Here is a 26,233-nt window from a genome sequence, read left to right as displayed (position 1 = left end):
GTCCTAAGCACCAACGATCCAGCCTTCCAGCGCATCGAACGCGGGCAAGCCGTACCGCGCATCCCGTCTTTGCCATGCCCAGGCTGCAAGAATCCCGCATAACACCGCGTCGAGCAGGTCTGCGCTGCCGTCGTCGATCAACGCATCCCTGAAGCGGCCGGCATCGAGCTTCACGGCCCATCGATGCTGGCCGGCTTCGAGCCCCTCAACAATGCGTTCGCGGGCATCGCGCCGCGCCGGCGTCTGTTTGCTTGGCTGGTCGTTCTTGTATGAATCGCGGGTGATGTCACGCGCCACCATGCCGGGGTAGCCCTCCAGCGCAACCCGGCTGGGATCGCCCGGATGCAGATGGTAGATCGTCACGCCTGCCGCCAGCAGCTGCGGCACGCCCGCATGCAGCATGTAGGCCACCGGCGGGTTGACCCATTTCATCGACGGCGACGAACCGGCGGGATAGTCGGTGGCCCGATGTGCAAACTTGCCGCCCACGGGGCGCGCATCGCAGAAGGCCTTGAAGGTGGTGCGCAGGTCGGCGCGGCTCAATGTGCCGACATGGTGCATCAACGGCTCCCAGTCAGTTGGCCAGCCCAGGTGTTCCACCAGCTCGCGCGGGAGAGAGAAAGGAAAATCAAAGGCGCCCAGCCATGGACCTGGCTGGCGTAGCCAGTCATCGAAAGCGGCATGGTCAGGCAGGGAAATCAGCGATGTCAGCACGTAGACATCGCCTTGCAGCTCGCCGCTGGCAATGGTAATGCCCTTGCGCCGGCTGGGCGCCGAGGTGTAGTCGATGCCGTGCAGCTTCATGCCAGAGCGCAGGCTGCCAATGGTAGGGACATCAAAATCCTCCCGTCGGAGCCTGTATCGCGGCGATATCCGGCGGCAAGCCGTGGGCGCCCGGCATCCAGCCCAGGAGTGCCGAGGCAGCGTAAGCGCACATGCCCAGCACGGCGAGGAGGGCCAGCAGACAGTAAAGGAGTCGAAGCCTGGGATTCATGGTGATTGGCGAAATGACTGGCGGTGATGGCTGGATTATCACGTGAGTTTCTTGCAATCGGTAGTGCGTTGGCGCACAGAGCAAAAGCCGCGGGCAGCACGGAACTCATCCTGCACCGCGGGCGACTTAGGCCGCTCGTTGTTTGTCACCGTAAAAAGGAGTGTTTCGATGGCCTCGGAGAAGTCAGTATCAAAAAACAGATCACCACAGAAAAACGTTCCTTTTGCTTCCGTGCAGGCGGGAGAAAAACAGCCTGACGACCCTCACCAGGGCCAGGGAAAAGGCACGCCGGTGATCCAGGGTCGCAGCAGCAATACGGCAAGTCTGTTGAGCGCCGCGTCCCCGCCGGCGGATCGCGTGCCGATCATTGATGGTTCTTCCATCACGACATCGGTGACTGCCAGCTACCCGACGATTACCACCACCACGACTTCCACTGCCACGACTGTCACCAGCACAACGACAACGGCGCCACAGCAACGGGTCACGCTATTGAGTAATGACGGCGACTTCGTCTCTCCGGCATGGGACCACTATACCGAGTGCGCCATGCTGATCCATGGCACCCTCCTGAACGACACCTGCGGCACTGAACTGGTCAGGCAGGTGGGGCGCATTCCGTGCACAACAAATTTTTATCCCGTTGACGATGCCTTTATCGACGGCTTCATCGAGGTGGTGAAAGGCATGTTCGTTTCCGAAGCGGCCATCGAAGGCCTGCAGAACGAGGAGATTTCCTGGCGCGACTATCAAGGAAGGGCGCCATCGGCGCAGCAGGAGAAGATGAGCGTGTGGATCAGGCTTTTCGGCTACGCGTTGATGGCGGCAAAGGCGCTGCGCAAGGAAGAGGTCCAGGCTGGCCAGCAAGACCCGGCCGGCAAGCTCATCAAGCTGCGTAATCCGATTGATGCGGTACGCAGGAACCTGGCTCGCATCCATTTGGGCGACCTGTCCGGCCATGACACCAGTTGGGTGAGCGGAGCGGGCAAGGCGTCGGGCGGACCAAATGCCGATCCCGCATCTAATCAGCGTTTACGCGCTGGTTCAATGACGGCCTTGCTTCCCCTTCCATCGCCTGGCGGCGGGAAAGAGACCCTTCCGCTGCTTCCCAGGGAAAAGCTTGCAGGCTTTGCTTCCAAGGAAGAAGCCCTGCTTGCCTGGAAGAAGAAAGCCGACAGGCAGTTTGACAAGCATGATGTCAGCCGCTCCCTGTTGCGGTTCTTCGAGCGATCCCTTGGAGTCATCACGAACGACTGGCCCGTCCTTCATTGCATCGCGTACAAATTCGTCGCTTCCATCGCCTTTGCCGAATCGACCCGGGGGATTGGCATTGGCGAAGCCTTGATCGAGGCGACGGAGAATGAACTGGGTTATGTCAACGAGATATTGATCCTGCGCGAAAGGCTCAAGGCGGTCGTCAGACCCGACTCGGACGCAACGCCGGAAGACAAGCGGCATTGCCAGATGTGGCTAGACTTTTTCGGCCAGGTCGCCAGGATGATGTATTTCAAGCGCGACAATCGGGAAACGGCACTGAGCGACTCGCCTGACATGGCCAAGGCGCTGGCCAGCTGCGAAATCGCTTACGACGCCCTGGTGAAGGCGGTACGTCAGGCTGATGATTTCCTGCACGAGCAGGATGCGGATGCCCGAGCCAGGCAAAAATCCGAACGGGCAAAAGAGCGGCGCCGGAAAGGCCGGTCGATGGATTTCCTTCTGCCTGGCAAGGCGAAAAGAGCGGCCCAGCCTTCCGGCACCCGGGGCGCCGATGCGATTGGCCTGTCACCGCGAAAAAAAATCGCCAGAGACGCCAAGCCGCGTGAAAAGGTCTCGGACGAAGGGCTGACGGTCGAAATGGCGGCGGGCGTGGACGGCACGGCGATGCAGGAAAGAGAGAGGATCCGGAAGAAGTCGCCTATCGCCGAAAGCTTGCCTGGCGGCGGGCATTCGCTAACGAACCAGCCAACCAGCCCAAAAGCGGTGTCCAAGCCGAAGAAAAAGTCAGCAACGTTCGAAGTGGCGCAGCAGGAGGCCGGGCCGGTCCGGGCGGCGGAAAAGAAGAAAGCGAAATCCAGGGCAACACGGGCTGAAGAGGAAGGAAATATCGTTGCCCCGGAAGCCGAACAAGGCAGCAAGCCTAAGAGAGGCAGCGAGGAGAAAAGAGAGGCGAAGGAGGTAAGGAAGGAGAAAAGGGAGAAGACGCCGGGCAAGGCCAGCAAAGGCACGAAAGAAGATTAAGCGACGTCCGTCCAGATCCGCCAGTCATTACAGCGGGCTGGCAGCGCCTGCCGGCCTATGAAATGAATAAACCGCCGGAATCGCTACAGGCCTTGCGGCGCCTGGCGATTCCGGCGGTTCAGGACATCCCGGCTGGCGTCGACGACAACGCGATGCCGCGCTGCTACCGGTAGTCAGGCATGGATCAGCGTGGCGCGGCGTCCGGCAGTACCACGTTCACATCCAGCACTTCCAGGTTGCCTTGACGATCAAGTGAAATCTTGATGTCGTCGGCATTGACCTTGGTGTACTTGGAAATGACGTCGATCAGTTCCTTGTGCAGGGCCGGCAGGAAGTCGGGCCCCGCGGTGCCATTGCGCTCCCGCGCGATGATGATCTGCAGCCGTTCCTTGGCCGCATTGGCGGACTTGGGTTTGTTGCTGAACAGGAAAGAGAGCAGGGCCATATCACTTGCCTCTAAAGATTCTCTGGAACAGCCCGGGTTTTTCATAGGTGGTGAAGCGCATCGGCACATCCTCGCCGAGGAAGCGCGACACCACGTCCTTGTAAGCCTGCGACACATCGCTGCCTTCAATGTGGATGGCAGGATTGCCCTGGTTGGAAGCATGCAGGACCGATTCCGATTCGGGAATGATGCCAACCAGCGGTATGCGCAGGATTTCCTGGACGTCGGTATAGGACAGCATTTCGCCGGCTTCCACGCGCTTGGGCACATAGCGCGTGATCAGCAGGTGTTCCTTGACCGGCTCGCCGCCCGACTGGGCGCGGCGCGACTTGGCCTGGATGATGCCCAGGATGCGGTCGGAGTCGCGCACCGAGGAGACTTCGGGATTGGTGACGATCACTGCCTCGTCGGCAAACGTCAGCGCCATCACGGCGCCGCGCTCGATGCCGGCCGGGGAATCGCAGATCACGTATTCGAAATCCATCGCGGCCAGGTCCTTCAGCACCCGCTCCACGCCTTCTTCGGTCAGCGCGTCCTTGTCGCGGGTTTGGGACGCCGGCAGCACGAACAGGTTCTCGCAATGCTTGTCCTTGATCAGCGCCTGGTTCAGGGTGGCTTCCTGGTTGATCACGTTGATCAGGTCGTACACCACGCGCCGTTCACAGCCCATGATCAGGTCGAGGTTGCGCAGGCCGACGTCGAAATCGAGCACGGCGGTCTTGTGGCCGCGCAGAGCCAGGCCGGACGCGAAGCTGGCGCTGGAAGTAGTTTTGCCAACGCCGCCCTTGCCGGACGTTACGACGATTATCTTTGCCACAAACAAACTCCTTTATTAGAAAAACGGTGTTGGCAACGCTTAGCGATGCAATGCGCTCGTCATTGCGTTGATTTCAATGCGGTCGCCCAGCAGGCGCACCTGGCCCGGCGCATGCGCCAGTTCCTTGGGCAATCCCTCATCGAATGTGCGGTAATAGCCGGCAATCGACACCAGTTCTGGCTCCATGCTCATCGCGAAAATCCGGGCATTGCTGTCGCCAGAGGCGCCGGCCAGCGCCCGGCCGCGCAGCGGTGCGTAAACATGGATGCTGCCGTCGGCAATCAGTTCAGCGCCATTGTTGACCGCGGCGGTAACGATCAGGTCGCAGCCATGGGCGTAGACCCGCTGGCCGGCACGAACCGGCGTATCGATGATCATGGCGCCGCGCGCCACCGGCTGCTGGGCCGCAGGCGCCGGCTGTGCCGGCACAGCTTGCGGCGCGGGGACGGCTGGCGCAGGCGCCGGCTCCGCGCGTGGTGTGCCGCGTGGCTTGGCAACCACATCCAGCGACAGGCCATGGGCCAAGATTTCCGCTTCCAGCGCCGGCGGCGCATTGCGCACCGCGACCGGATTGAGGCCATGCGACTTGAACAGCGCAATCAGACCCGGCCAGTCGATTGCTGCAGGCGCGGGCGCCATCGAACCAACGTCGAGAATGGCGAATTCGCCGTCGAAATAGTCGGCGGCGCCGCCCGTCATTTCCGTCATCGCCGCCTGCAGCACGGGCATGCTGGTGTCGCCGAGGATGGCCGCGACCGCGACGACAGTGGAAATCTTGATTTCGATGGGCTTGCGCACTTGGGTATTGGACATAGAAAACCAGGGATGAAGACAAGAGATTTCCGGACCGGCGGACTTGTCGCGCCAGAACGGATATTGCAGGCACTCAATAAAACGGGCCGCGATCCGGCGGCCCACTTGCAAGGGTGCTTGCCACCGCTTGCAGTCCGGCGGCCATTATAACGTCAACCGTTCTGCTTTCTTCTTCCTCTGGCGACATAAAGCGAGCTGAAAATCGATTTCCTGCCCGCTGACAGGGAGGCAGGAGCGATGAATCCGGCATAAAGGTTACAAAGCGGATTTTTTCGAGGAGACAATTTCCATGAACCCAATTAATCGCTCCATACCGCCAGGGATTCGCGACCCGGGCAGACACGACGACACCGAGAGCACCGAATCCTGTTCGGAAGAGGAAGCGGCTGCCAACAGGCAGTATGACGAGACGGTATCGCAGCTCGCCCGTGCCCTGATGGCATGGACTCCTGAACTGATCGGCCCCGATGTACCGGCTTGCGCATCCCACCCTGCCGCCGGCATGCTTGCACTGTTCCTGACGGAACTGGAAGTGGCGGCACGTCCGCGCCTGGCATTGCGGCGGGAGGTGCTGGCATGGCTGAAGGGGCTGGGCGGCAACGCGGCCCGACAGCAGCAGGTGCTGGACAAGGTTGGCGAAAACAGTGGCACGGTTCCTGCGATGGCGCTTTATCGCCTGCTGCGCGAAGCTAACTGAACCGTAGCGGGCCCAAACGCCCGCTTGGACGCCTTGAAACACAAAGGCCGCGGATTCCCGCGGCCTTTGCTTGCAGCCTTTGTGGCAATGTTTAAGCCGCAATGCTTAAGCCAGCGCCGCCGCCACCTGCTCCAGATGGGTATCGGTGCTGCCGAACTGCATTTCGATGGCCATCAGGCGCTTGAAGTAATGGCTTACATCGAGCTCGTCGGTGACGCCCATGCCGCCGTGCAACTGCACCGCCTGCTGGCCGACGAAGCGGCATGCCTGTCCAACCACCACCTTGGCGGCCGACAGGTCGCGCCGGCGGCGTGCCAGGTCGGCATCGGTGCAGCGCACCGAAGCAAGGTAAGCCATCGACCGCGCCTGCTCGATATGCAGCACCATGTCGGCCATCCTGTGCTGAAGGGCCTGGAATTTGCCGATCTGCACGCCAAACTGCTTGCGGGTGCGGGCGTATTCCACCGTCGCCGCGAGCAGCTTGTCGAGCGCGCCGACGGCTTCGGCGCAGACCGCGGCCAGGCCGGCATCAAGCACCTCGCCGATACGGCCTTCCGCATCGTCGCTGGACTCGCCCAGCAGAGCCTGTGCCGGCAGGGTCACGTCATCGAGCAGGATCTCGCCGCCGATCGCGCCGTCGACCATGGTGAAAGGCGTGATGCGCAGGCCGGCCGCATCCCTGGGCACGGCGAACACCGCCATCGCGCCGGGCTGGTCCGGACCCTGGATGCGGGCGGTCACCAGCAGCACGTCGGCGTGGGGCGCATAGGCAATCATGCTCTTGTGGCCGTTAAGCACGTAGCTGTCATCGTCCTCGCGGGCGCTGGTCTCGATGGCCTTCCAGTCGAAGCGGCTGGCCCCCTCGTCATGCGCAAACACCGCGATCATTTCGCCGCCGGCCAGTGCCGGCAGCATCGCTTCCTTCTGCGCCGGGCTGCCCAGCGTGGCCAGCGCCCTGGTCGCCATGACCGCGCTGGAGAGGAAGGGCTCCAGCACCAGGCCTTCGCCCATCGCCGTCATCACCAGCATGGTGTCGATCGCGTTGCCGCCCAGGCCGCCGTCTTCTTCGGGCACGTTCAGCGCCGTCAGGCCGAGGTCGGCCAGGCCCTGCCAGACCTTGCGGTCGGCATGGCCTTCGCGCGCCGCCCTGGCGCGCTCGCGACGGGTCTCGAAGCTGTAATCCCGGGCGATGAAGCGCCGCGTGGTGTCCTGCAGCATCTGCTGCTCTTCAGTGAATGTGAAGTCCATGTCTTACAGTCCCAGGATCATTTGCGAGATGATGTTTTTCTGAATCTCGTTGGAGCCGCCATAGATCGACAGCTTGCGCATGTTGAGATAGCCGGCGGCCAGCGGGGTGGCGTAGTCGGGGCCGATGTGCTCGCCCTGATAGCCGGCGGCCATCGCCTCGCGCCGCAACTGCAGCGCATAAGGACCGACCGCCTGCGTCAGCAGCTCGGTGATGGCCTGCTGGATCTCGGTGCCCTTGATCTTCAGGATCGAGGCTTCCGGCCCCGGCGCGCGATGCTCCGCTTCCGCCGACAGCACCCGCAGGTTGGTGATCTCCAGCGCGGTCAGGTCGACTTCCACCTGCGCCACGCGGGCGGCGAACAGCGGGTCCTTCAGCAGCGGCTTGCCATTCTTCTGCTCCTGCAGGGCAACCCGCTTGAGGCGTCCGAGTTCGCGCTTGGCGATGCCGATGCCCGCGATGTTGGTGCGCTCGTGGCCGAGCAGGAACTTGGCATAGGTCCAGCCCTTGTTCTCCTCGCCGATCAGGTTTTCCACCGGCACCCGCACGTTCTCGAAATAGACTTCATTGACCTCGTGCGCGCCGTCCATCGTGATGATGGGGCGCACCGTGATGCCGGGCGTGTCCATCTTCACCAGCAGGAAGGAAATGCCGCGCTGCGCCTTGGCTTCGAAGTCGGTGCGCACCAGGCAGAAGATCCAGTCGGCATACTGGCCCAGCGTGGTCCAGGTTTTCTGGCCATTGAGCACGTATTCATTGCCTTCCCGTACCGCGCGCATCTTCAGCGAGGCCAGGTCCGAGCCGGCGCCCGGTTCGGAATAACCCTGGCACCACCATTCCTCGGCCGCCAGGATCTTGGGCAGGAAGCGCTGCTGCTGCGCCGGCGAGCCGAAGGCCATGATGACCGGCGCCACCATCTTCAGCCCGAAGGGCACCGCGCGCGGCGCGCCGGCCGCGGCCGACTCTTCCTCGAAGATGTACTGCTGGGTGGCATTCCAGCCGGTGCCGCCGAACTGCTGCGGCCAGGCCGGCGCGCCCCAGCCCTGCTCATGCAGGATGCGCTGCCAGCGCACGTAGTCATCGCGCTCGACGATCAGGCCGCCCAGCACTTTTTTCCGGATGTCGGCCGGCAGCTTTTCCTGCATGAAGCTGCGCACCTGTTCCCGGAATGCGGTTTCTTCCGCTGTGAAATTCAAGTCCATATTGGTCTCCGACGCCGCTCTTAGAACGCGGCGATGCCGGTTTGTTCGCGGCCCAGGATCAGCGCATGGATGTCGTGGGTGCCTTCATAGGTGTTGACCACTTCCAGGTTCACCATGTGGCGGATCACGCCGAACTCGTCGGAGATGCCGTTGCCGCCCAGCATGTCGCGCGCGATGCGGGCCACGTCCAGCGCCTTGCCGCAGGAATTGCGCTTCATGATCGAGGTGATCGAGGTCGCCGCCGTGCCTTCGTCCTTCATCCGGCCCAGCCGCAGGCAGCCCTGCAGGCCCAGCGTGATCTCGGTCTGCATGTCTGCCAGCTTCTTCTGGATCAGCTGGTTGGCCGCCAGCGGCTTGCCGAACTGCTTGCGGTCCAGCACATACTGGCGCGCGGTGTGCCAGCAGGCTTCGGCCGCGCCCAGCGCGCCCCAGGCGATGCCGTAGCGGGCCGAGTTCAGGCAGGTGAACGGGCCCTTCAGGCCGCGCACGTCGGGGAAGGCATTCTCTTCCGGGCAGAACACGCCGTCCATCACGATCTCGCCGGTGATCGAGGCGCGCAGGCCGAACTTGCCGTGGATGGCCGGGGCCGACAGGCCCTGCATGCCCTTTTCGAGGATGAAGCCGCGGATCGCGCCTTCGTCGTCCTTGGCCCAGACCACGAACACGTCGGCGATCGGGGAATTGGAAATCCACATCTTCGCGCCGGACAGCTCATAGCCGCCGTCGACCTTGCGGGCGCGGGTGACCATGGAGCCGGGGTCGGAGCCGTGGTTGGGTTCGGTCAGGCCGAAGCAGCCTATCCATTCGCCGCGGGCCAGCTTGGGCAGGAACTTCTGCTTCTGCTCTTCGGTGCCGAATTCATAGATCGGCACCATCACCAGCGAGGACTGCACGCTCATCATCGAGCGGTAGCCGGAGTCGACGCGCTCGACTTCGCGGGCGATCAGGCCGTAGCTGACATAGTTCAGGCCGGGGCCGCCATACTGTTCGGGAATGGTCGGGCCGAGCAGTCCGAGTTCGCCCATCTCGCGGAAGATGGCCGGGTCGGTGGTTTCGTTGCGGAAGGCATCCAGCACGCGCGGCTGCAGCTTGTCCTGGCAGTATGCAGCCGCTGCATCGCGCACCATGCGCTCTTCGTCAGTAAGCTGCTGGTCCAGCAGCAGCGGATCGTCCCAGTGAAATTGTGCTTTGGCTTGCATGGCGTTCTCCAGATTGAATGTTCGTTCTAAGGCAAGGGTAGGCCAACGCGAGACAGCGCAGGCCGGTTCGGATCAGACTTCGCGCTGCAACAGCGACAGGCCGAGTTCGGCGCGGCGCCGCAGCCACTGGCTGGCGCGGTAGCGCGGGTCGCCGGTTTCCTGCAGCAGGTTGTTGAGGATGGTCAGCACGGTGCGTGCACCCAGCTCATCGCCCCACGCCAACGGCCCGCGCGGATAGCCCAGGCCCAGCGTGACGGCGCGATCGATATCGGCCGGCTCGGCGATATTCTGCTGCGCAATCTCGGCGGCGATATTGATGATATGCGCCACCACGCGCTGCGACACCAGGCCGCTGCTGTCGCGCACCAGGCTGACCGGCACGCCATCCGCGCCCAGCAGGCCGCGCGCCATCTCGGCATAGGCGGCGTCGGTCGCCGGCGTGGTCATGGCCACGCGGCGGCGGGTCAGGTCGAACAGGGTTTCCACGCCGACCGTGCGGCGCGGGTCCAAACCCTGCGCCACGCAGCAGCGGGTGGCATCGTCGCCCAGGGGCGTGACGATGCACAGCGCGCGTTCGCTCGGCTTGGCGCCGTCTTCCACAGTCACGCCGGCTGCCTGCAGGAAAGGTGCGATGCGCGCAGCCAGTTCCGGCCGCGCCTGCGACACCCAGACGGAAGGCGGCAGCGCGGAGGAGGGCGCCGGCTCGGCGGCAACTTCCTTCTTGCCCTCGGCGCTATAGCGGTAGAAGCCATGGCCGACCTTGCGGCCGACCGCGCCGGCGTCAAGCATCTGACGCGTCAGGTTCTGCGGACGGAAGCGCGGCTCTTCGTAGTACTGGTGGTAGATCGATTCCATCACCGGATGCGACACGTCCAGGCCGGTCAGGTCCATCAATTCGCATGGGCCCAGCTTGAAGCCGGGGCCGTCGCGCAATATGCGGTCCAGGGTCGGGATGTCGGTCACGTTCTCGGCCAGGATGCGCAGGCCCTCGGTGCCGAAGCCGCGGCCGGCATGATTGACGATGAAGCCCGGCGTGTCCTTGGCGCGCACTGCGGTGTGGCCCCAGTGACGGCCCAGCGCCAGCATGTAGTCGACGATTTCCGGTGCCGTCATCAGCCCGCCGATCGCCTCGACGATCTTCATCAGCGGCACCGGATTGAAGAAGTGGAAGCCGGCCACCTGTTGCGGCCGCTTCAGGCCGGCGGCAATCGAGGTCACCGACAGGGAGGAAGTATTGGTCGCCAGGATGGCACCCGGATCGACGATGTCTTCCAGCGTGCGGAACAGGCTCTTCTTCGCTTCCAGCTGCTCAATGATGGCTTCGACGATCACATGGCAACCGGCCAGTTGCTTCAGGTCGTCGCCGGCATGCAGGCGGGCGATCGCGCTGTCGGCGGCGTCGCGCTGTAATTTGCCCTTCTCGGTCAGCATGTTGAAGGTGCCGGCCAGCGCCTGTCTGGCTGCCTCGGCGGCGCCGGCGCGGGTGTCGTTGAGCCAGACGGTGGCGCCGGCCAGAGCGGCAATCTGGGCAATGCCGCGTCCCATCACGCCGCAGCCGACGATGCCGACGACCAGGTCCGGGGAGCTTGGCTCAGGAAGGTAACTGGATTGCATGCTTATTCTCCTGGGATATTCTCTTGTTTCGCCGCGACGCCAGGTCGGGAGTTTTTCACTGCAAATTTTTATTCTGCACGGTGGAATGCTGTTTGAGCATGCGGAACTCTATGTGAGTGCCATGGAGATGTCAAGAATTGCGCGCATGGCGGTAATTTGATTGATGGAAGGCAATGCCCGCGACGGCAGGCGGTTTACCACGGCAAGCCAAATCACACTAGAATAGCGGTTTTGCAGTGCAGAACTCAGTTCTGAATGAAATTGATTTTTGGGTTCCATTATGACAGTATCGCCTGAAACAGAATGCATGCGCGACAGCATGCGAGGAGACAATATGCTGAATCAAGCGGCCGAACTGGTTTTGCCGCGCCGCATCCACGAGGCTTTTCTGCCGTGGGTTGCGAGCCATCCCGACAATATTGCCCTGACGGACGACCACCTGACCCTGCGCTACCGTGACATGCCTGATGCGGTCAGCGCGGTGGCGGCGCAACTGGCGGCGGCCGGCGTGCGCGCTGGCGACAGGGTGTTGCTGGTTGCCGAGAACTCGGTGGCCCTTGCGGTGTGCATCCTGGCGGTGAGCCAGCTTGACGCCTGGTCAGCTACGGTGAACGCGCGCCTGTCGGCCCGCGAGATCGATAATTTCATTACGCATTCCGGCGCGCGCCGCACCCTGTATTTCGGCACCGGTTCCGCTGCGGCGCAGGCGCATGGCCAAGCCCGCGGAGCGGAATCGCAGCAATGGCCCGTGATCGGGCAGGTCGCCATCGGCCCTCTGAATATACGCACCGAGCCCGAGCCGGTATTTGATGCCGCCCAGCGCCAGCCTGCCGTGCTGGTGTATACCTCCGGCACCACCGGTGCGCCCAAGGCCGTGATGCTGAGCCATGCCAATCTGCTTTTCATTGGCAACAACAATCGCCGAATGCGCGGGCTGGCGCCGGGCGACACGGTCTACGGCGTGCTGCCGCTGTCCCATGTGTACGGGCTCTCGGCCTTGCTGGTGGCATCAATGATCAGCGGCGCCACACTGATGCTGGTGCCGCGCTTCTCGGAAGCGTCCCTGGCGCATGCGCTGGCCATGCGTGGCGTGACCGTCATGCACGGCGCGCCGGCGATGTATGCCAAGCTGCTGGCCTGGAGCGAAAGCAGCGGCAATCCGCTGCCGGCGCCGCACCTGCGGGTTGCCCAGTCCGGCGGCGCGCCGCTGACGCCGGCCCTGAAGTCGGCATTCGAAAAGTCCTTCCATCTGCCTCTGCAGAATGGTTACGGCATGACCGAGGCATCGCCCTCGATCTGCCAGACCAGGCTAGATGCGCCGCGCACCGATTGCTCGGTCGGACAGGCGATCCCCGGCGTGGAAGTGCGGCTGCATGGCGCCGAGCAGGATCCGCAGGGCGTGGGCGAGATCCAGGTGCGCGGGCCGAACGTGATGCTGGGCTACTATCAGGCGCCTGAACTGACCGCCGAAACCATCATCGAGGATGGCTGGCTGCGTACCGGCGACCTCGGGCGCATGGATGCCGACGGCGCCTTTCACGTTGTCGGACGCAGCAAGGAGCTGATCATACGGTCCGGCTTCAATGTCTACCCGATCGAAGTCGAGCAGGTGCTCAATGCGCATCCCGCTGTGGTGCAGTCGGCCGTGGTCGGCCGTGCCGTCGAAGGCAACGAGGAAGTGATGGCCTTTGTCGAGATCGTGGGCGATGCGCAGATCGACGAGGAAGCGCTGCGTGCCTATGCCAGGGAACGGCTGTCGCCATACAAGGTGCCGAGCCGGATCGTGATCATGGAACACCTGCCGGCGGCAGCGACGGGCAAGATCCTCAAGAAGGAATTGCAGCGCATGGCCTCTGCCGGCTACTGACAACGGCGTTGACATCGATAACCAGGGAGCAAGACCATGACGCAACAATTGATGACGTCGCCCGATGCCATCCTGAGCCGGCCCAATATCAAGGAAGACCGGCATTTTGTCACCGCCCTGGCGCGGGGACTGGAGCTGCTGGCCTGCTTCCGCTCGGGAGACAAGCTGCTGGGCAATCAGGAACTTGCCGAGCGCAGCAAGCTGCCCAAGTCCACTGTCTCGCGCCTGACCTATACGCTGACCAAGCTGGGGTACCTGCAATACGACGAACAGGTCGGCAAGTACCGGCTCGGCACCGCGACCCTGGCGCTGGGCAGCGCAATGCTGTCCCGGCTGGACATACGGCAGATGGCGCGGCCCTTGATGCAGGAACTGGCCGACTTCTCGCATACGATGGTGTCGCTGGGCATGCGTGACCGGCTGAGCATGATCTACGTTGAGAACTGCCGCAGCCAGGCGGCGCTGACCCTGCGCCTGGACGTGGGCGCGCGCATTCCGGTGGCCAGCACCGCGATGGGTCGTGCCTACCTGGCGGAAGTCTCCGCCAACGAACGCAACGACATCCTGGAGCGGGTGCGCGACCTCGATGAACTGGCCTGGCCAGCGCTGCGCGACCGGGTAATGCGGTCAGTCGACGAGTATCACACGCTGGGTTGCTGTACCTCGTTCGGCGACTGGCAGCCGGATGTGAATGCGATTGCGGTGGCTTTCAGGCCAACGGAAAACGCGGCGCCACTCAGCATTAATTGCGGCGGACCGGCGTTCAACCTGTCGCGCGAATTCCTGCTTGAAGAAGTACGGCCAAGGCTGATCGAACTGGTTGCACAACTGCGGCGGCCTTCCGTCGCGCACTACGGCTGACGGTGCTCGCATCTGCCGCGCTGGCGCCTGCCGCCGTGGCGGCAACCGGGTCAGCCGCGGTTTCCGGCTGCTGCGCCGGATAGATTTCAGCGACCGCCTCGCGCATGTCGGCCAGGCGCAGGGGTTTGACCAGATAAGCGCGCGCACCGGCGCGCATGGCGGCCAGCGCATGACGCGGATCGTCGTGCGCGGAAAGAACGATGCAGGGCGGTGACGCAGGACAAGCGCGTAGTGCTGTCAGCAGGGCCAGGCCATCCATGCCTGGAAGGGCAAGGTCGCACATCACGAGGTCGACGCATCGACGGGCCAGCAACGCCAGCGCTTCCTCGGCTGTGCCGGCGCAATGCACTGCAAAGCCCAGCTTCTGCAAGACGGCGGTTGCCAGCATCCGCTCCACAGAACTGTCATCGATCACCAGCGCACAGCGGGAAACCGCAGGTGGAACGAGTGGCCATGAAATCTCCATGCGTGAACTCCCAAATGACGGAACGGGCGTATTAGTATCGCGTCGGCGATGAATGCTCATTGGCCTGGCTCAACTGCTGGCAACGCAGCACATGATCGAGCTGCAAATTGAAACTGCAATACGCCTTGCCGATCTCTGACATAAGACGGGTCAGCCCGGCGCGTTGTCCTGCCTGGCACTTCAGTTCCAGCACCCGGCACAGTCCCGCCATTCGCCATCCGGCAATCGAGGCGCAACTGCCGGCAAGCGCATGCGCCACCTTGCGCATCTGCATCATGTCGCTTCCGGCAGCCGCTTGCCGCAATGCAGTCAGGCGTGCTTCCGTATCGCTTCGGAAGGTCAGTGCGACATCGTCAAAGCCAGCGCCGAACAAGCTGGCCAGGGACAGCAATTCGGCCCGGGTCATCGCATCGCGCCGGCTGGCTTCTTCCACGGTATGCGGTGGCAGCCAAAGCAGAAGCAGGTTGCGCAGCGGCACGGGTTGCAGAGGCTTGACGCAGACATCATCCATGCCCGCGCGCAGGCAGGCGTTGCGTTGCTCATCCGACGACGCGGTAGTGCAAGCGATTAACGGCACCGTGCCATGCCGCTGTATGGTACGGATGCGCATGGTTGCTTCAAACCCGTTCGTGCCCGCCATCTGACTGTCCATCAGGATCAGGTCATAAGGACGTTTCCTGTGGCGTTCCAGGGCTTGCATGCCGGTGGTCGCCATTTCGGAAGAGAAGCCCAGGCTATGCAGCATGCGCTGGGCCACGATGCAATTGACCGGGCTGTCATCCGCGACGAGAATGCGGCGCGCCATTGCGCCAGGGATTCGGCGGCCGGCATCCATGGCTGAAGACAGTCCGTCAGATGGCATGTGGCTTTCGGTTTGTTCTGGAAGGCCGTGCAAGACATCATGGCCATGAACAGCCGGCACGGGCGGGGACTTATGGTAGGCCCCACCCGTGCCGGCTGTCAAAAGAGGCAGCGCCTGTCAGGCGCTCATCAATTGATCCCAGGTTGCAGGCTCGGCGCCGGATGGCTCGTCCGTCACGGGCGCCGCCCGGTTCTTGCGGCCGGCAGCCTGGCGGTTGCGGGTGGTGGACGGCGGCAGGCGGCGCAGGGTACGCAAGGCGTCGGCATCGCAAATGCCGATCGAACGCTGGTCGACGGTGATCAGCCCGATCTCATTGAATGCGGACAGCGTGCGGCTCACTGTCTCCAGGGTCAGGCCAAGGTAGCTGCCAATCTCGTGGCGCGTCATGCGCAGGTTGAACAGCTTGCTGGAATATCCCATGTCGGCAAAGCGTTCCGACAGCGACACCAGGAAACGCGCCACTCTGGCCTCGGCACTGAGCGCGCCCAGCATGCTGACCATGGACTGCTCGCGCACCAGTTCCCGGCTCATCACGCTATACATCGCGTGCTCGAGCTCGATGTGCGTCCGGCCAAGGGCGGTAAATTTTTTGAATGGCAGCAATACCAGGTCGCAATTGGACAAGGCAACTGCTTCCGATGCGTAACGCCGGGTATGAATGCCGTCGACGCCGAACAGGTCGCCTTTCATCGGGAAGCTCAACACCTGTTCATTGCCGTATTCATCGATCAGCACTGTTTTCAGGAAACCCGAATGAACGATGTACAGCGTATCGAACGGCTGGCCTATGGTGTGAATGCGTTGCCCGGTCTTGAACTGCACATGCTGGAACAGCAAGTCGTCATCGTTCATCGTCGATGTAGCCGGAATCCGCAGCAGCGCGCACAATTCTTTCAAATTGGACCAGAGTTTTCCCTGGCGTTGCCAGCCGGCTTCCATCGGCGGCAAGCGCATCGACATCGCACTGGCTTCGGAACGGTTTTCTTGAACTTGCGTGGCACCCATAGCGATCTCCCAAATCAGTGCATAGATAGAGCGTCGGGCCGGAAAGGGAATGATGATCGGTCTCCGGCAATGGTATTGCATGACGTTAATGTCTTGCGTGCCTTGCCTGCGGGATAGATGACGCACGGTTTGTGCGTCTTCGAGTTCGGCAGTCAGGTTTGTTACCGTAAGAAGCAAGGCGCGTGAAACACGTGGGCAGTATCCCAATACTGGCGGTTACTGACTATCGGGATGCGCTGAATGAGGGTGTAGGGATTTTCCTACCATTGTCCTACACGGCCGCTGTCAGACAAACGGTGCGATCAAAGACCTGCGTGATGGTTTTAAAGCCGGAAAGCCTGAGGAAACAAGTACTAAGAAGTCAAGGATGATCGAAAATCACAGCCGCATCGGCATCAGCAACCGGTGCGCTACCGCGTATTGAACCAACTCGGCCAGGGAGGGCATGCCCATCTTGTGCAGGATACGGGTCTTGTGCGTACTAACGGTCTTGACGCTCAGATGCAGCAGTTCCGCAATCTCGGTAATCGATTTTCCAATGACGAGCAGGCTGAACACCTCGAATTCCCGATCGGAAAGATATTTGTGCGGTAGTTCTTCTACCGAAGGCATGGCTTCCATGGCCAGTTGCTCTGCAACCTCGATGCTGATGTAAGGCCTTCCCGACGCCACCCGGCGTATTGCGCTGACAAGCTGGGTGCCTGCACTCTCCTTGGTCAGATAACCACGGGCACCAGCCCGGATGGCGCGGACCGCATACTGTTCTTCTTCATGCATCGTCAGGATCAGTATGTTGAGCTTGGGCATCTCGTCCTTGATCTGACGGATCAGTTCGACGCCGCTGCGGCCTGGCATCGACAGGTCCAGCATGAGCAGGTCGAATCCTCCCTTGCGAACCTGGGCCAGAACTTCAAAGCCATCTACCGCTTCTCCCACCACTTCAATGTCGTCTGCGCCATCGAGAATGCGCTTGAGTCCCTCGCGCATGATGGTGTGGTCATCAGCAATTACGATGCGAATCATGGTCGGCTTGCCTTCGGCAAATTTCTTGTTGGAAATCTCTGGTACGATCAGATGTTGCCTGACGTGCATGTCCAGTGCTTGCGAAAGTATAGATAGGTTGCGCTGGTACGCCTAGTGAATGCTGTACTTTTCATAATGTTTGATGGTTAAAGCAGTCAATTGGCTCCGTCATTTCCTGATTCGGCCACTCTGCTGCCTGACTTCCAGTAGCAGGGCGTGGGATTTCAGTTGCATGATAGATAAACAACGCAGGATAAATATTGGCCGAAGAATGATTCTGCGCATACAGTTCGATTCACCCAGGTGCGACCATACGGTTGGTTTCTTGTAATGAAACTGTTTTTTGGTAATTAGACGCGGTGCCGTTAGCGATGGATCGGCGGATAACAGGGGTGGCAATGAACCACGTCGGGTCAGGACAAGGCGATGACTTGAGTACTGAATCGGGCAGGGAAATGGCTGCCTCCGTGCTCGAGCTTGTCAGCAACGCGCTTGAAACGACGACCGTGATATGGCAGATCGAGGACGATCTGGTCTGTATCCTGAGCCATGGCGCAGCAGCGCAACAAGACGACACCGCCCCGACCTACCTGGACTCGATGGCAGCGCGTGCATTGCTTCACCCAAATGATCACGGCGAACTGAACGCGGCAATCAGCCGTTGTCTGGCGCGAAACATGCCAATCGTTACCGTTGATTTTCGCATTCGTGCCCTTGAAGGGTGGCTGCCGGTCACAGCACGCATGCGCGGCATGGCGTTTGACGAAGGTGGCCATGTTACCCGCATCGTGGCCATGCTCCATCCAATTGCCAATGGAGCGTCGCTGCAAGCATTGCAGGGACGCGACCTGCCGCCGGGAAAAAGCGCGAAGCTGCCTGCCGTCAGCGGCGTGCCCCAGCCAGCCGGCTCTGCTCTCCCGAAAACGCATGTATTGTCCCGGTTTCTCACAGCCCAGGCGCGGGTGATGAAAATGGTCCTGCATGGCGATGACCTGCAGGCCATCCTCGACGACATCGCGCGCATGGTCGAGCAATTGGCGCCGGACGCGCTGTGCTCAGTACTCCTGCTGAGCGAGGACGGCGAGCATTTCGAGCGTTCCGCCGGGCCGTCGCTGCCATCGTCATTTCATCAGGCAATCCTGCAGCTGACGGTGGATCCGGCTACCGGCTCCTGCGGCGCCGCCGCATACCGGCGCGCACCGGTCATTACCACCGACATCGCCAGTGATCCACTGTGGCGGAATTACCAGGATCTGGCGGTGCCCAACAAACTGGCGGCTTGCTACTCCAGGCCGTTCTTCGGCAAGTCGGGCCAGGTACTGGGCACCGTGGCGATCTATCATCGCGTACCAGGCGTGCCGCATGAATTCGACATGCAGATGCTGGCCGCCGCGGCCGACCTGGCCGGCGTTGCCGTCAGCGCCTATGTTGCCGAGCGCCAGATACGCGATCTTTCAAGCTATGACGCATTGACTGGCCTGCCCAACCGCGATCGTTTCCAGCAACTGCTTGAGGATGAGTTGCATCAGGCCCGTCGGCGCGGCCAGGCAGCGGGCCTGCTGTGCATCGATCTGGATCGCTTCAAACTGGTCAATGAAAGCCTGGGGCAGAAGGCAGGCGATGCCGTGCTGCGGCAGACGGCACGGCGCTTGCGGCAGGTGGCAGGCACAACCGACGAGACTGCCCGGCTGGGTGCCGATGAGTTCGTCGTTCTGGTGCGCAATCCGTCCTCGCTGGAAAGTCTGCAGTCGCTGGCGCATGAACTGGTGCAGGCACTGGCGGAGCCGGTCGAAGTCGACCTGCGGGTGTTTCGCCAGACGGCCAGCATAGGCTTATGCCTCTTTCCGGACGATGGCGACGATGCCCAGGCCCTGATGCGTGGCGCCGACCTGGCAATGAGCCAGGCCAAGGCTCAGGGTGGCAATGCCATCTGTCATTATGCTGCTGACATGCTGGCCGCTTCGGTGCAGCGGTTGGCATTGAGGGCGGATCTCCCCGGCGCGGCGCAGCGCAAGGAGTTGTGTCTGCTGTACCAGCCCAAGCTTGATCTCCAGTCCGGCCAGGTGATGGGAGTGGAAGCCCTGGTGCGCTGGATTCATCCGCAATACGGCATGCTGTCGCCTGCGATGTTCATTCCCATCGCCGAAACGTCCGGCGACATCATGGACATCGGCAATTGGGTACTGCACGAAGCCTGCCGGCAGATGGCGGACTGGCGCGCGACAGGCGAGGCCGTACTGCCAGTTGCCATCAATTTGTCGGCGCGCCAGTTTGCCGACCCGGCGCTGGCGGTCAATATTGAATCCGCCATCCGGCGCTATGCCCTCGACGGTGAACTGCTTGAACTCGAGGTGACGGAAAGCCTGGTGATCGAGGATCCGGCGCGGGCGATGAAAGTGTTATCCGCGTTGCAGGCGATTGGCGTCCGGATCGCGGTCGACGACTTCGGCACCGGCTATTCGTCGCTGGCGCAACTGAAACGCTTCCCGGTAGACAGCCTGAAGATAGACCGATCTTTCGTGCAGGACATTCCGGGCGAGCCAAACGATGTCGCCATCGTCAAGGCCATCATCGCGATGGGGCATGCACTCAATCTGAAAGTCATTGCCGAAGGCGTAGAAACATCCGATCAATTGCGCTTTTTGCAGCGTCATGACTGCGATGCGATCCAGGGCTATTACCTCAGCCAACCCTTATCCGCCGACCAGTTGCGTGACTTCATGCACCGGCATCACGCCGCTTCGCTCATTTGGCGTCCGGCTTGACCCTCATCCAGCGTGCAATGCCAACAATGACGAGGATGCCGACCAGGTCAGCCATCGCGCTCTGGGTGCTGACAGTAAAGCCTGCCAGGCCCTTGAGGCCCTGGACCATCATCCAGGCGCTCAGTGCCGACAGGGCAACGTGGCTCAGCGGGCCGGAGTAATTCTTCGAAAAAGCGGAGAGGAATCGGGATTTGTTGGGTTTGGACTGGTTGTTCATGAAAAACCTTGATGAGCGGGGACGTAGCGACAGGATCAACACATTATCGCGACAAACAAAAGTTTCCCCAAGTAAATTTCTTACCAGGATTTAGGAAAAGGATGAATCGGCGCGGCGAGTGTGCTCAAAAAGCTGCATTCTGTTATCTTCTTGCAAATAAGCATTATCTATTTGTTATTTGCACGAAAATCGCCGAAGTCGGCATGTTACATCAGCTTTTGCCGCTGTGCGCATCACGCATGATTTCACGCAAATATATAGCGGTTTTTGCCCGCGGTTTTTGCCCTGTCGACAGCTGTCTCAACCATCTCGGCGAGGGTGGCTGCGCTGTGCAGTTCGGCCGGATGGAAACAGATGCCGATACTGGCCGTTATCCTGATCTCCATGCCGTTTATCCTGAATGGCCTGGCGATCGCCGCCAGCAGCTTGCCTGCGACGATCTCGGCGTTTTCGGACGTGTTGACGTCGACCACCAGGATGCCGAACTGGTCGCCGTCGAGCCTGCCGACGACATCCGATTCCCGTACTGCGCGCATCAGCCGTCGCGCCACTTCAGCGAGTAGTTGATCGCAGTGGCGGCCGCCATAGGCCTGATTGAGTTGCCTGAAACCGTCGAGGTCCAGCAGCAGGAGCGCGGCGCCGTTGTAGCCGCACCGGCTGCCACGCTGCACCTGGTGCTTTAGCAGTTCCATGAACAATGCTCTGCCAGGCAAGCCGGTCAGGCTGTCAAAGCTGGCATTGCGCCAGTTGTGCTGTTCAGCCTGTCCGGTGCTGCCCAGTTCGGTGAATCTCAGCATCAGGCTGCCATCTTCGAGCCGGTTACCGCTTACTTGGCACGCCGGTCCAGCCGGGTATTCCTGTTCGAAACAAAAGGTTGGTTCGGATATCAGTCGGCGCATTTGCTGTTCGACGACTTCGGCGGAAAGATGGGCACCAAAGTCACCACGCGCAGCACGGTACTGGAGAATGTCGGCTAGTTGGCAGCCGTCGCTGGCCAGGTTTTCCGGCAGGTCGAGCAGGGCGGAAAAACGGGTATTGCACAAGCGCAGGCGGTATTCCGGGTCGAACACGGCCAGGCCGCCTTCCTGGCTGTCTGCGATTGCCAGCGCGAGGCTGCGTTCCTTTTTCAGCGCGGCTTCGAGGGTATTTCGATGTGTCCCGTTGTCCGCGGCAAGCGCCGGGACCAGGAGCCTGGCAAGGCGAGGCAACTGGTCGATGTACAGTTCATCGCTATCCTTGACCAGATAATCCAGGCCATCCTGGCGCAAGGCCGGTGCTGCCTGGCCAAGGTCGGCCGGTTCCACCAGCAACAGTATGGGCAGGTCGGGACGGGACTTGCGGGCGGCGCGCAGGATATCCAGGCCGCTGCCGCTGGCGAGCCGGAAATTTGCCACGAGGAGATCGATACGATGCTGCGACAGCGCGGTGATGCCGGCCATGTCGCTGCTTACCAGTATGGCGTCGATGCCATGCGGTTCCAGGCGACGCTGGACGTCACGTGCGCGCAGGGCATCGGATTCAGCGTAGAGCAGGGTGCAGTGGTCGGACATGGCGGGCAAGATGGATTGTCTGAAGAGGCGTCGCCCGGCACGGCAGGAACAGGCCGCGACAGCCGGTAAGGTCAGTTGAGGAATTTTTCGTTCTTGGTAATGACGGTCATGTCGACGAAGGTCGAGCCGGTGTGCCGTGTTGGCGAAAACTCCACCGGGAAACCGATATCGTAATTTTTCAGCGTGATTGTTTCGAGAGCGGCGATGAATTTCTCGCGGTTCAGGTCTGCACCGGCACGCCGCAGCCCTTCGGCAAAGACCTTGGCGGCGATATAGCCTTCCAGGCTGGAAAAATTGGGTTCGCCCTTGCCTTCGTTCTTCAGCGCGCGGGTGTATTCCGCCACCACGGGGTTCGAGGCTTTCCAGGGAAACGGCACGACCTGCGACACGCCCACACCCTGGCCATCGGCGCCAAGAGCTTGCGCCAGCGGCTGGCTGCCGACGAAGGACACATTATGGAACTGGCCGGTATAGCCCGCGGTGCGCATCTGCTTCACCAGGGCGGCCGACGCAGCATACGTGCTGATCTGGATAATGGCGTCGGGACGCTTCGCCAGCAGGCGCTGCGCAGCCTGACCGACATTGTTGCTGTTGCGCTCAACCGTCGCGCTGTCCACGAGAATCATGCTGCGCTTGCCGAGCGCCCACTTGACACCATCCAGGCCGGCCTGGCCGTAAGCGTCGTTCTGGTGGAACGCAGCAATATTGCGTATGCCGACGCGTGCCAGTTGATCGACCAGATGTTCGGTTTCTTCCACATAGCCGGCACGAATATGAAATATCTGACGGTTGAATGGCTCCCGCAGGGACAGGGCGCCAGTGAAAGGTGCGAAAAATGGCACTCTGGCGCTGGTAAAGACAGGCAGTGCAGCATTACTGGTTGGCGTGCCGACGTAGCCGAACAGCGCAAACACCTGGTCATTCTGTATCAGGCGCCGGGTATTTTCGACAGTCAGCGCCGGCTCATACTTGTCATCGGCAGTGACGATCTCAATCTTCCTGCCATGAATCCCACCCTGTCTGTTGACCTGGTCAAAATACAGCCGTGCGCCGGCATTGAGGTCTATGCCCAACTGGGCAGCGGGGCCGCTGAAGGCAGCTGACTGGCCCAGCAGAATGCGGTTGGGACTCACGCCGGCTTCGGCGCGACTGACGATGGGCGACAGGACCAGCAACAGGCAGGCGAGGCTGCGGGCGATGCGATTGGGTAGGGAAAACATGAGTAGCCTTTGGGCAATCTTGACGGCAACTCGAATGTATCAGAAAAATGGATGCTCACAGGCAATATTTATATTGATTTTAAGAAATTCATGGTGGACGCCGGCAATTCGAAGACGGCTGCACGTTGTCGGCGGGATGAAACGCCATCGGTGAAAACCCCGTGATCGTTTCGGAAATTATTCCGGGCGCGCAAGTCGATTCAGTTATAGTGATGCTCGGTCAGCGACCTGGTATGAGAGAACTTTTGCCGGGGTTGTTGATACTGAACCTGCCGGGCCGATTCTCCGGCCGGCATGGCGATCGGGATGATCTTCAGCCTCAAGGCAACGCCGCCGGTGTCAAGGAAAGTCTCTGTTAATTGTCTGTTTGAATGGTCACCATGCTTCATCTTCTTCGTCGCGGCCTCTGCCTGGTTTTTGCTCTGACAGCCGCTGTAGCCCATGCCAATGTGGTCGTGGTCTTGAATTCCCGGGATGCCACCGTCAGCCTGCTGGACCAGACGACACACCAGGAGATCGGCTCCTTTCCCGTTGGCAAGGAGCCGCATCACCTGATGGCAACACCGGACAACAAGTCGCTCATCGTTGCCAGCGCCGTCAGCAATGAACTGATCTTCCTGGACCCGCGCACCGGCCAGATGCAGCGTCGCATTCCGGACATCATCGATCCCTACCAGATCGGTTTTTCACCGGACAACAAATGGTTCGTCTCCAATGCGCTGCGCCTGGACCGGGTGGATATCTATGCCTATGACGGCAAGGACCTGAAGCTGAACAAGCGCATACCGCTGGCGAAGATGCCGAGCCACATGGCGTTCACCAGGGACAGCAAGATGGTGTTCATCACCCTGCAGGGGAGTGACCAGGTCAGTGCCATCGACCTGACTACCCAGACGATCAAGTGGACCATGCCGGTCGGAAAGCTGCCTGCCGGGATCGCGATCACGCCGGACGAAAAATATTTGCTGGTCGGCATCATGGGCAGCGATTATGTCGAGGTAATCGACTGGCGCACGCAGCAAACCGTCAAGCGGATCAAGGCTGGGGCGGGCGCGCATAATTTCCGCCTGACAGGCGACAAGCGTTTCATCTTCGTTTCAAACCGTGTCTCCAATACGATCAACATCATCGACCAGGAGAAGCTGGAAAACGTCGGCACGATCGATGTTCCCGGTGGCCCGGATTGCATGGAACTCACCGACGACGGCAAGACGCTGTGGGTCACGCTGCGCTGGATCAAGAAAGTGGCGGTGATCGATGTGCCCAGCAAGAAAGTCATACAGATGATTCCGGTGGGCCGTTCTCCGCATGGCGTCTATTTCATCAATCATTCTCCGAGGTAAGCGGGTGCGACGCCTTGTCGCGACGCTGTGCATCGCCGTGTCGGCTGCGCCCGCCGTGCATGCCGGCGATTGCCGCGGCACCATCTACCTGACCTTCGATACCGGCAGCCAGTCGCAGGCGCAGCTGGTTGCGGACACGCTGCGCCGTCATCATGCCAAGGCAACGTTTTTCCTGGCCAATGAAAAAACCGTACGCGGCGATTATTCCCTTGATCCGTCCTGGGCTTCCTACTGGAAAGCGCTGCGCGATGACGGCCATGCTTTTGGCAGCCATACGTTTGACCATGTCTATGCGCTACGCGATGTGGCGGACGGCAAGCTGGAGGTACGGCCGCAGTTCGGGCCGCAGGCAGGCAAGAAGCTGATATGGACGCAGAGCCAGTATTGCGATGAACTGCGCCGGGTGGATAGCCGGTTCCGCGAGCTGACCGGCACCGGGCTGGACCCCTTCTGGCGCGCGCCGGGAGGCAAGCTGACCAAGGCCAGCCAAGCAGCCGGCCGGGCCTGTGGCCTGTTGCATGCCGGCTGGGCGCCGGCCGGGTTTTCAGGCGATGAGTTACCAAGCGAGCGGGCATCGAATCAGCAATTGCTGGCGCGTGCGCTGGATGGACTGCGCGACGGCGATATCTTCATGGCGCATCTGGGTATCTGGTCGCGCAAGGACCCGTGGGCGCCAGCGGTGCTGGAACCATTGCTTGCGGGACTGGAACAGAGGGGCTTTTGTTTTGCGACGCTGCGCGAGCATCCTGACATGGGGAAGCGCTTGCAGCCCGGCGTCACCGGAAAAGGAAGTCGTCCGTGATCGCATCGCTGTCTGATTCTTTTGCCACCGTCCAGGCGTGGCTGTTCGAAACCGTTGTGCAGCCGTTGCTGTTCTGGTCCGGCCTCGGGGAATTTACAGAGAATGCCTTTGAAGGCACCGAATGGTTCCTGATCGGCGTCTGCGAACTGGTGTTGCTGTGGCTGGTGCTGCGCCCGCTGGAAGCCCTCATTCCCGTGCATGCGTTCAATGATCGCCGTGCACGCTGGAATGATTTCATCTACACCGTGGTGCATCGCCTGGGTGCTTTCACCCTGGTAATTTTCTTTTTGCTGGATCCGCTGATCGACCAGTTCACGGCCTTCCTGCATCTGCACGGCATCCATCAGTTCGATCTCGACAAGATGTGGCCCGGCGTCACTGACCTGCCGCTGGTGTCATTCTTTCTCTACCTGTTTGTGCTGGACTTTTTCGATTACTGGTATCACCGCGCGCAGCACAATATTGGCTGGTGGTGGGGGCTGCACAGCCTGCACCACAGCCAGCAGGACATGAATCTCTGGAGCGATGACCGTAATCATTTGCTGGATGATTTGCTGCGTGATCTGTTCATGGCGGTTATCGCCCTGTTCATCGGCGTGCAGCCAGGACAATATGTGCTGCTGGTTGCCCTGTCGCGCATCCTGCAGAGCATCCAGCATGCCAACATCCGGCTGCATTTCGGCTCGGTCGGGGAGCGCTTGCTGGTTTCCCCGCGTTTTCACCGTCTGCACCATGCAATTGGCATCGGCCATGAAAGCCGCGGCCACGGCAGCCTGGGCGGCCACAACTTCGCCGTGCTGTTTCCAGTCTGGGATGTGCTGTTCGGCACCGCGCGCTTCGGTGGCGGATTTGCGCTGACCGGGATACGGGACCAGTTGCCGCCGCCGCAGGGCAAGGGCAGGGACTATGGCCAGGGCTTCTGGCGCCAGCAATGGCTGGGCCTGCGTCGCATGGCGGAGTATGGGAAGCGGGCGCGTCGCTGACGCC

The 26,233-nt window shown here is 61.4% G+C and carries 27 protein-coding genes; 10 read left to right on the top strand and 17 right to left on the bottom strand.

Going from position 1 to position 26,233, the window contains the following annotated elements:
* Nucleotides 1–3: 3 nt before the first annotated feature.
* On the bottom strand, nt 4–804 hold the full coding sequence (locus tag IGW04_RS18245; RefSeq protein WP_194714514.1) for a DUF429 domain-containing protein: 801 nt from the start codon (nt 802–804) through the stop codon (nt 4–6).
* A 358-nt stretch (nt 805–1,162) separates the two neighbouring features.
* Here IGW04_RS18245 and IGW04_RS18240 point away from each other — a divergent pair, with 358 nt between their 5' ends.
* On the top strand, nt 1,163–3,232 hold the full coding sequence (locus IGW04_RS18240) for a hypothetical protein (protein ID WP_194714513.1): 2,070 nt from the start codon (nt 1,163–1,165) through the stop codon (nt 3,230–3,232).
* A gap of 184 nt (nt 3,233–3,416) precedes the next feature.
* Here IGW04_RS18240 and minE read toward each other — a convergent pair whose 3' ends face one another.
* The 3 genes from minE to minC are packed head-to-tail and all read right to left on the bottom strand — an operon-like array spanning nt 3,417 to nt 5,307.
* Complete coding sequence (minE, locus tag IGW04_RS18235) at nt 3,417–3,677, bottom strand: cell division topological specificity factor MinE (RefSeq protein ID WP_194714512.1); 261 nt, start codon at nt 3,675–3,677, stop codon at nt 3,417–3,419.
* Nucleotide 3,678: 1 nt separating this feature from the next.
* Nucleotides 3,679–4,494 (bottom strand): septum site-determining protein MinD, encoded by an 816-nt coding sequence (gene minD / locus IGW04_RS18230; RefSeq protein ID WP_194714511.1) that lies wholly within the window; start codon nt 4,492–4,494, stop codon nt 3,679–3,681.
* Between the two features lie 39 nt (nt 4,495–4,533).
* Nucleotides 4,534–5,307 (bottom strand): septum site-determining protein MinC, encoded by a 774-nt coding sequence (minC, locus tag IGW04_RS18225; RefSeq protein WP_194714510.1) that lies wholly within the window; start codon nt 5,305–5,307, stop codon nt 4,534–4,536.
* A gap of 289 nt (nt 5,308–5,596) precedes the next feature.
* Here minC and IGW04_RS18220 point away from each other — a divergent pair, with 289 nt between their 5' ends.
* The gene (locus tag IGW04_RS18220) at nt 5,597–6,004 is read left to right on the top strand and encodes a hypothetical protein (RefSeq protein ID WP_194714509.1); all 408 of its coding nucleotides are present in this window, start codon (nt 5,597–5,599) and stop codon (nt 6,002–6,004) included.
* Nucleotides 6,005–6,109: 105 nt separating this feature from the next.
* Here the strand turns inward: IGW04_RS18220 and IGW04_RS18215 are convergent, their stop codons facing one another.
* The 5 genes from IGW04_RS18215 to IGW04_RS18195 form a co-directional block, all read right to left on the bottom strand.
* Nucleotides 6,110–7,252 (bottom strand): acyl-CoA dehydrogenase family protein, encoded by a 1,143-nt coding sequence (locus tag IGW04_RS18215; RefSeq protein WP_194714508.1) that lies wholly within the window; start codon nt 7,250–7,252, stop codon nt 6,110–6,112.
* Between the two features lie 3 nt (nt 7,253–7,255).
* Nucleotides 7,256–8,452 carry an acyl-CoA dehydrogenase family protein gene (locus tag IGW04_RS18210; RefSeq protein ID WP_194714507.1) on the bottom strand — a complete coding sequence of 399 codons (1,197 nt, stop codon included), beginning with the start codon at nt 8,450–8,452 and terminating at the stop codon, nt 7,256–7,258.
* A 20-nt stretch (nt 8,453–8,472) separates the two neighbouring features.
* Nucleotides 8,473–9,651 (bottom strand): acyl-CoA dehydrogenase, encoded by a 1,179-nt coding sequence (locus IGW04_RS18205; protein ID WP_194714506.1) that lies wholly within the window; start codon nt 9,649–9,651, stop codon nt 8,473–8,475.
* 72 nt (nt 9,652–9,723) lie between these two features.
* A complete protein-coding gene (locus IGW04_RS18200; protein WP_194714505.1) occupies nt 9,724–11,265 on the bottom strand; it encodes a 3-hydroxyacyl-CoA dehydrogenase in 1,542 nt (513 codons plus the stop codon).
* Between the two features lie 108 nt (nt 11,266–11,373).
* Entirely contained in the window at nt 11,374–11,544 is a 171-nt protein-coding gene (locus tag IGW04_RS18195) for a hypothetical protein (protein ID WP_194714504.1), read from the bottom strand.
* A gap of 55 nt (nt 11,545–11,599) precedes the next feature.
* Between IGW04_RS18195 and IGW04_RS18190 the strand changes: the two genes are divergently transcribed.
* Nucleotides 11,600–13,132 carry a class I adenylate-forming enzyme family protein gene (locus IGW04_RS18190; protein WP_194714503.1) on the top strand — a complete coding sequence of 511 codons (1,533 nt, stop codon included), beginning with the start codon at nt 11,600–11,602 and terminating at the stop codon, nt 13,130–13,132.
* A gap of 36 nt (nt 13,133–13,168) precedes the next feature.
* The gene (locus IGW04_RS18185) at nt 13,169–13,993 is read left to right on the top strand and encodes an IclR family transcriptional regulator (protein ID WP_228527184.1); all 825 of its coding nucleotides are present in this window, start codon (nt 13,169–13,171) and stop codon (nt 13,991–13,993) included.
* Here the strand turns inward: IGW04_RS18185 and IGW04_RS18180 are convergent.
* The 4 genes from IGW04_RS18180 to IGW04_RS18165 all read right to left on the bottom strand — a co-directional run bounded on the left by IGW04_RS18180 (nt 13,896) and on the right by IGW04_RS18165 (nt 17,349).
* Nucleotides 13,896–14,459 (bottom strand): response regulator, encoded by a 564-nt coding sequence (locus IGW04_RS18180; protein ID WP_194714502.1) that lies wholly within the window; start codon nt 14,457–14,459, stop codon nt 13,896–13,898. The genes IGW04_RS18185 and IGW04_RS18180 overlap by 98 nt on opposite strands.
* Nucleotides 14,460–14,490: 31 nt before the next feature.
* Nucleotides 14,491–15,423 carry a response regulator gene (locus tag IGW04_RS18175; RefSeq protein ID WP_194714501.1) on the bottom strand — a complete coding sequence of 311 codons (933 nt, stop codon included), beginning with the start codon at nt 15,421–15,423 and terminating at the stop codon, nt 14,491–14,493.
* A 15-nt stretch (nt 15,424–15,438) separates the two neighbouring features.
* Nucleotides 15,439–16,260 (bottom strand): Crp/Fnr family transcriptional regulator, encoded by an 822-nt coding sequence (locus tag IGW04_RS18170; protein ID WP_194714536.1) that lies wholly within the window; start codon nt 16,258–16,260, stop codon nt 15,439–15,441.
* 444 nt (nt 16,261–16,704) lie between these two features.
* Nucleotides 16,705–17,349 carry a response regulator gene (locus IGW04_RS18165; protein ID WP_194714535.1) on the bottom strand — a complete coding sequence of 215 codons (645 nt, stop codon included), beginning with the start codon at nt 17,347–17,349 and terminating at the stop codon, nt 16,705–16,707.
* A gap of 359 nt (nt 17,350–17,708) precedes the next feature.
* On the opposite strand from IGW04_RS18165, the gene IGW04_RS18160 reads away from it, so the two are divergent.
* Nucleotides 17,709–20,114 carry a putative bifunctional diguanylate cyclase/phosphodiesterase gene (locus IGW04_RS18160; protein ID WP_194714500.1) on the top strand — a complete coding sequence of 802 codons (2,406 nt, stop codon included), beginning with the start codon at nt 17,709–17,711 and terminating at the stop codon, nt 20,112–20,114.
* Here IGW04_RS18160 and IGW04_RS18155 read toward each other — a convergent pair.
* Both IGW04_RS18155 and IGW04_RS18150 read right to left on the bottom strand, forming a co-directional pair.
* Nucleotides 20,095–20,331: a hypothetical protein gene (locus IGW04_RS18155; RefSeq protein ID WP_194714499.1), complete on the bottom strand. Its 237-nt coding sequence runs from the start codon at nt 20,329–20,331 to the stop codon at nt 20,095–20,097. The two genes, IGW04_RS18160 and IGW04_RS18155, sit on opposite strands and share 20 nt — an antisense overlap.
* 245 nt (nt 20,332–20,576) lie before the next feature.
* On the bottom strand, nt 20,577–21,797 hold the full coding sequence (locus tag IGW04_RS18150) for a diguanylate cyclase domain-containing protein (protein WP_323744879.1): 1,221 nt from the start codon (nt 21,795–21,797) through the stop codon (nt 20,577–20,579).
* Between IGW04_RS18150 and IGW04_RS18145 the strand changes: the two genes are divergently transcribed.
* The gene (locus IGW04_RS18145) at nt 21,741–21,950 is read left to right on the top strand and encodes a hypothetical protein (protein WP_194714497.1); all 210 of its coding nucleotides are present in this window, start codon (nt 21,741–21,743) and stop codon (nt 21,948–21,950) included. The two genes, IGW04_RS18150 and IGW04_RS18145, sit on opposite strands and share 57 nt — an antisense overlap.
* A 2-nt stretch (nt 21,951–21,952) precedes the next feature.
* On the opposite strand, the gene IGW04_RS18140 is transcribed toward IGW04_RS18145, so the two are convergent.
* Entirely contained in the window at nt 21,953–23,101 is a 1,149-nt protein-coding gene (locus IGW04_RS18140) for an ABC transporter substrate-binding protein (protein WP_194714496.1), read from the bottom strand.
* 9 nt (nt 23,102–23,110) lie between these two features.
* On the opposite strand from IGW04_RS18140, the gene IGW04_RS18135 reads away from it, so the two are divergent.
* Entirely contained in the window at nt 23,111–23,266 is a 156-nt protein-coding gene (locus IGW04_RS18135; RefSeq protein ID WP_194714495.1) for a hypothetical protein, read from the top strand.
* 35 nt (nt 23,267–23,301) lie between these two features.
* On the opposite strand, the gene IGW04_RS18130 is transcribed toward IGW04_RS18135, so the two are convergent.
* Nucleotides 23,302–23,544, bottom strand: a complete 243-nt coding sequence (locus IGW04_RS18130) for a hypothetical protein (RefSeq protein ID WP_194714543.1) — start codon at nt 23,542–23,544, stop codon at nt 23,302–23,304.
* Between IGW04_RS18130 and IGW04_RS18125 the strand changes: the two genes are divergently transcribed.
* The 3 genes from IGW04_RS18125 to IGW04_RS18115 are packed head-to-tail and all read left to right on the top strand — an operon-like array spanning nt 23,482 to nt 26,229.
* Nucleotides 23,482–24,444, top strand: coding sequence for a YVTN family beta-propeller repeat protein (locus IGW04_RS18125; RefSeq protein WP_194714494.1), 963 nt, complete (start codon nt 23,482–23,484; stop codon nt 24,442–24,444). The two genes, IGW04_RS18130 and IGW04_RS18125, sit on opposite strands and share 63 nt — an antisense overlap.
* Nucleotides 24,410–25,246, top strand: a complete 837-nt coding sequence (locus IGW04_RS18120; RefSeq protein ID WP_194714493.1) for a polysaccharide deacetylase family protein — start codon at nt 24,410–24,412, stop codon at nt 25,244–25,246. The genes IGW04_RS18125 and IGW04_RS18120 overlap by 35 nt, the downstream gene beginning before the upstream one ends.
* Nucleotides 25,243–26,229, top strand: a complete 987-nt coding sequence (locus IGW04_RS18115; protein ID WP_194714492.1) for a sterol desaturase family protein — start codon at nt 25,243–25,245, stop codon at nt 26,227–26,229. The genes IGW04_RS18120 and IGW04_RS18115 overlap by 4 nt, the downstream gene beginning before the upstream one ends.
* Nucleotides 26,230–26,233: the final 4 nt, after the last annotated feature.

The sequence above is a fragment of the Noviherbaspirillum soli genome (assembly GCF_015352955.1).
GTDB classification, from domain to species: Bacteria; Pseudomonadota; Gammaproteobacteria; order Burkholderiales; family Burkholderiaceae_D; genus Noviherbaspirillum_A; species Noviherbaspirillum_A soli.
This window is presented reverse-complemented; position numbering and strand designations above follow the sequence as displayed.